At 67.5% G+C, this 4,172-nt stretch carries 7 protein-coding genes; 4 read left to right on the top strand and 3 right to left on the bottom strand.

What is annotated here, in order from left to right:
* On the bottom strand, window positions 1-800 hold an 800-nt coding region (locus tag IT540_RS18045), incomplete at its 3' end, for a DEAD/DEAH box helicase family protein (protein WP_291181028.1).
* A gap of 405 nt (window positions 801-1,205) precedes the next feature.
* Here IT540_RS18045 and IT540_RS18040 point away from each other — a divergent pair.
* The 4 genes from IT540_RS18040 to IT540_RS18025 all read left to right on the top strand — a co-directional run bounded on the left by IT540_RS18040 (window position 1,206) and on the right by IT540_RS18025 (window position 3,319).
* Window positions 1,206-1,574, top strand: coding sequence for an isoprenylcysteine carboxylmethyltransferase family protein (locus IT540_RS18040; protein ID WP_291181026.1), 369 nt, complete (start codon window positions 1,206-1,208; stop codon window positions 1,572-1,574).
* Between the two features lie 110 nt (window positions 1,575-1,684).
* Window positions 1,685-1,996, top strand: a complete 312-nt coding sequence (locus IT540_RS18035; RefSeq protein WP_291181024.1) for a hypothetical protein — start codon at window positions 1,685-1,687, stop codon at window positions 1,994-1,996.
* Window positions 1,997-2,152: 156 nt separating this feature from the next.
* Window positions 2,153-2,449 carry a hypothetical protein gene (locus IT540_RS18030; RefSeq protein ID WP_291181022.1) on the top strand — a complete coding sequence of 99 codons (297 nt, stop codon included), beginning with the start codon at window positions 2,153-2,155 and terminating at the stop codon, window positions 2,447-2,449.
* Between the two features lie 153 nt (window positions 2,450-2,602).
* Window positions 2,603-3,319, top strand: coding sequence for an SDR family oxidoreductase (locus IT540_RS18025; protein WP_291181020.1), 717 nt, complete (start codon window positions 2,603-2,605; stop codon window positions 3,317-3,319).
* Window positions 3,320-3,434: 115 nt separating this feature from the next.
* On the opposite strand, the gene IT540_RS18020 is transcribed toward IT540_RS18025, so the two are convergent.
* A complete protein-coding gene (locus IT540_RS18020; protein ID WP_020086719.1) occupies window positions 3,435-3,614 on the bottom strand; it encodes a hypothetical protein in 180 nt (59 codons plus the stop codon).
* A gap of 256 nt (window positions 3,615-3,870) precedes the next feature.
* Window positions 3,871-4,172, bottom strand: a 302-nt coding sequence (locus IT540_RS18015) for a hypothetical protein (protein ID WP_291181017.1), incomplete at its 5' end; no start/stop codon positions are given.

The following is a 4,172-nucleotide window of genomic DNA, read 5'->3' as shown; positions in this document are numbered from 1 at the left end:
TGCTCGTTGATGTCGGCTTCCTTCTCGATGTAGGTGTCGGTGCGCGGGACGTAAGCCTCCGGCTGATAGTAGTCGTAGTAGGAGACGAAGTACTCGACCGCGTTCTCCGGGAAAAAGCTCTTCATCTCGCCGTAGAGCTGGGCGGCGAGCGTCTTGTTCGGTGCCAGGATCAGGGCCGGGCGCTGCGTCGCGGCGATCACCTGCGCCATGGTGAAGGTCTTGCCCGAGCCGGTGACGCCGAGCAGCACCTGCGTGCGCTCGTTCGCGTTGGCGCCGGCGACGAGGTCGGCGATGGCTGTCGGCTGGTCGCCCTTGGGCTCGTACTCGGAGATGATCTCGAAGCGCTGTCCCCCCTCGCTCTTCTCCGGACGCTCGGGCCGGTGCGGCATGAACATCGGCATGTTGCCCGAGACCAGCGGATGCGCCGCGATCATCGGCTGGCGCGCTAGGATGGCGTTGGCCTTCTCCGAGCGCTCGTGTGGGCGCGTCAGGATGGCGTTGAGGCTGTCGCCGAGGCTTTCGCCGGCTGCCGCGCGCGGCGGAAGCGGGCCGCTCTGGCGGAGAGCGGGGAGTTGCTTCTTGCCCTCAGTTTCAAGACGCGTCTGCTCGGCGAAATAGGCCGGGGCGTACTCGCCCAGCGGGCCCGACGTGTCAAAGTTAGCCTGGGGGGCCTCGGAGAAGCCGCGCGGGGCGGGCGTGCCGGCTGAGGTTTCCACCGGCGGCGGCACAGGCTTGCCGGAGCGGCCGCGGGACGGCCGCGGAGCTTTCGGGCCGCGAGGTCGTTGAGGGGATGACGCCATGGGCGGAATATGGCGTGCCGGGCTGGGCGAGGGAAGGGTGGATGGCCGGCTCCGCGGCGATATCCCGAATTCCGGTAGTGGAGGGGCTTCAATGGAGACGACAGCCAAGCTCGTATCCGAGTTGATCGTGCGGACGGTCGTCTGGTCAGTGATCGCCGCCGTGCTGCTGTTCGGCGCCGCGGGCACCGTGCGCTGGCCGGAGGGCTGGATGCTGCTGGCGCTGGTGTGCGGACTTGGGCTGTTCTCGGGCCTCGTCATCGTCCGGCAGGATCCCGCCCTGGTCCAGGAGCGTCTGCGCTCGCCCATTCAGCCGGACCAGAAAAGCTGGGACAAGATCCTGCTCTCCTGTCGCTTGTCCAGTACGTGGTCAGCGGGCTGGATGCGGTGCGCTTTCAGGCGTCCGACATGCCGGCGTGGCTCAAGCTCACCGGGGCGCTGGGCATCGTGGCGGGGCTTTATCTCAATCACATCGCGCTGCTCGCCAACACGTTCGCGGCGGCGGTGGTCAAGATCCAGACCGAGCGCAAGCAGCAGGTCGTCTCGACGGGACCCTATGCCTATGTACGCCATCCCATGTATGCGGGCGCCATTCCGCTTCTGCTTGGCACGCCGCTGCTGCTCGGCTCCTGGTGGGGTGTGGCGACCGGCGTGGTCCTCATCGGGCTGCTCGCCTGGCGCGCCGTGCTGGAGGAGGAGACACTGGCGCGTGAGCTGGAGGGCTACGCGGCGTATGCGGCGCGTGTGCGCTACCGGATGGTGCCGGGCGTCTGGTGACATCCCGTTCGACGGGATTACGGTTTCGTAGGCGGCCTTGCGGCGGCGCCTTGGGCCGACCACCTGAAGGGAGCACGTCGGAGGCGGGGATACCAACACGGAGGCACAGCATGCCCAAGCTCTTCCCCATCGCCCTTTCCGTCCTCTGCCTCGCGGCGCTTCAATCGATGATCGCGGCCCCGCCTGCGGAGGCTCGCATCGCCTGCAAGGACGGGTTCCAGCTTTCCGGCGGCAACTGGATCTCGACGCCCTACTGCAACGACGAGCATCTGGCGCAGATCGCGCGCAAGCACGGATTCAAAATCTCCGGCAGAGAGGTGCGAGAGAACCCGGCCGAGAAGTACAGGTTGTGCCGTTTCATCGGCCGTACTGCGGAGGCCAGCAGCTATTGCCCGGACGAGGGGTCGCGCGGGCGCCGCTGATCGGCCAAGGGTAGCGTGGCGCAACGGTCACACTTTCGGAAATTGGCGCCGTCCATTAGGGTTGGATAGGGGCGATGCCCTTTGAATGCCTCGATTCCTGTACCATGTTGCGCTCAATAGCCGATGATCTGGGGTGAATTGGCAATGAGATCGTTGATGTTTGCCGCCGTGGGCGGCGTTGCGATGATGGTTGGCGCTCAGGCAGCGCTGGCGTTCACGTACGAGAACCAGGGGACCTCGCAGCCGTCGGCTGAGGCGGCGCCTGCAGCGAAGGTGGCTCCGTCCATGGGGTTCGGCGGCATGGATCCTAAGTCCGTTCTGCCGCCCATCGGCGAGTCGATATCCGACAAGGGCTTCGACTTCGGTCCCGGCGCCTTCAACAACGGGTTGGCCTCGCAGCCGACGCGTGGCGGCTCGGTAGGACCAAGCTGGCTCTATCCGCCGGGCAACTGATCGGCCCGCCGCATCTGCCTGTCGATTTCCGAAAGCCCATCGTCCACCGGACGGTGGGCTTTCGTCTGTCTGCCCGGCGGCGCATTGCGTGACGCGCGGCGAAACGGCTAAGGTTTCACGACTCGTGAGGCTTGCGCGAGCAGGAGACCCCGGATGGCTGTCACACGCACTGCACTCGTATCAGGCGCGAACCGCGGCATCGGCTTCGAGATCGTGCGGCAGCTCGCGCGCCTCGGTGTGCTGGCGGTGATCGGCGCGCGCGATCCGAAGGATGGGCTGGCGGCCGCGGAGAAGCTGAAGCCGGAAGGGCTCGACGTCCCCGTCGTCGCGCTCGACGTGGCCCGCGAGGGGAGTGCAGCCGAGGCGGTGGCCGAGGTCAAGCGCCTCTATGGACGTCTCGACATCCTGGTCAACAACGCGGGAATCCTGATCGATGGGCCGGGCGGGTTCAAATCCAGCCTGTTCGACCTCAAGGCCGAGACCGTGCGGCGCACGATGGAGACCAACCTGATCGGGCCGATCTGGCTCATCCAGGCGGCGGTGCCGCTGATGCGCGAGCAGCAGTACGGCCGGATCGTCAACCTGTCGTCGGGTGCGGGGCAACTCGCCGAGATGGGTGGGGGCTATCCGGCTTACCGCATATCGAAGACGGCGCTCAATGCGTTGACGCGCGTTGCGGCGGCGGAGCTCGGCGGCGGCAACATCAAGGTGAACGCCATGTGCCCGGGATGGGTGCGCACCGATATGGGCGGCGCCGATGCCACGCGCACGCCGGAGGAGGGCGCGGACACGGCCGTCTGGCTTGCGACGCTGCCGGATGATGGCCCGACCGGCGGTTTCTTCCGGGACCGCAAGCCGTTCGCGTGGTGAGGGCACGCGCCGCTCGGGCGTTTGCAGGAAATACTGTGTCTTCGACGCTTTTTTTGCGCTGGGTCCCGGCTCGGCGCTCCGGCTTGCGCCGTCGCTTGGCCGGGATGACAGGGAGTTAGAGGCCGCGCACGAGGTTGCCGACCATCAGCGTCAGGTAGGCGGTGATCGAGAGCCAGAACTCCTGGTGGGGTAGGTAGCGCGGCACGGGGATGAAGCCCAGCTTGGTGATCAGCGCCAGCGTGGCCAGGACGAAGGAAATCAGGAAGATCACGATTGTCGGGGGATTGAGCCTCATGCCGTGAACTCCGTTCCTGGTGGGCGATGGCCTTGGGACGCCGGCCGGCGTGCGTCGAGGGCCGCGATCATGAGGGGGATCGTGGCTGCGGCTGCATCATAGGGGCTGCGACAAGCCGTGCAACGGGGGAGCCGCCTCGGGCCGCTAAGCGGCGCGGGCCGTGGGTTCGCCAAGCCACAATGGGGGACGAGTTAGGGACACTGTTCCTTGGCGCGGACCGGCGTGGAGGTCAGATCCAGAGGATGCTGACGGCAGCTTAGATGAGCGGGCGCCCGGCGGCGCCAGGCGTGGCGTCGGCCGGAACCTCGAAGGTCACAAGCTGGCCGTCCGGGCTGCTCGTGTCGCGGCAGGTGACGGTGACCTTGCGGGCCGGCGGCGGTGCGCCGGCTGCGCGGGTGACTACAGGCGCGGGTTCGACCTCGGCGATGGCGACGACCTCGAGCACGCGCTCGCCCTTGCCGCTCGAGATGGTGATGCGGTCGCCGACGGAGAGGCTCGCCGCGAGCGGCGTGGCCGACCAGGCCGCCGGCTCCAGGGCCGCCTCGGCGCTCTCGTGGC

Origin of the sequence: Hyphomicrobium sp. (genome assembly GCF_020852195.1) — a bacterium.
In the GTDB taxonomy this organism is placed as follows: Bacteria; Pseudomonadota; Alphaproteobacteria; order Rhizobiales; family Hyphomicrobiaceae; genus Hyphomicrobium_C.
The sequence above is the reverse complement of the archived record's forward strand: the minus strand, read 5'-3'. Positions and strand labels throughout refer to the sequence as shown.